1 pseudogene is annotated in these 215 nt (G+C 61.4%); it reads left to right on the top strand.

Annotated features, from left to right (window positions below):
* Positions 1 to 215, top strand: a pseudogene (gene araG, locus E4P01_RS26870) (L-arabinose ABC transporter ATP-binding protein AraG); the annotation flags it as partial.

The following is a 215-nucleotide window of genomic DNA, read 5'->3' as shown; positions in this document are numbered from 1 at the left end:
AAATCGCCAAGGCGTTGTCCCGCGGTGCCAACGTGATCGCCTTCGATGAGCCGACCAGCAGTTTGTCGGCGCGGGAAATCGACCGGCTGATGGCAATCATTACGCGCCTGCGCGACGAGGGCAAAGTGGTGCTCTACGTGTCGCACCGCATGGAAGAAGTGTTCCGTATCTGCGACGCGGTGACGGTGTTCAAGGACGGTCGCTACGTGCGCACG

Origin of the sequence: Pseudomonas sp. NCIMB 10586, from assembly GCF_023127895.1 — a bacterium.
Classification (GTDB): Bacteria; Pseudomonadota; Gammaproteobacteria; order Pseudomonadales; family Pseudomonadaceae; genus Aquipseudomonas; species Aquipseudomonas synxantha_A.
Note: the sequence above shows the minus strand (reverse complement) of the source record. Positions and strands in the feature narration are given on the sequence as shown.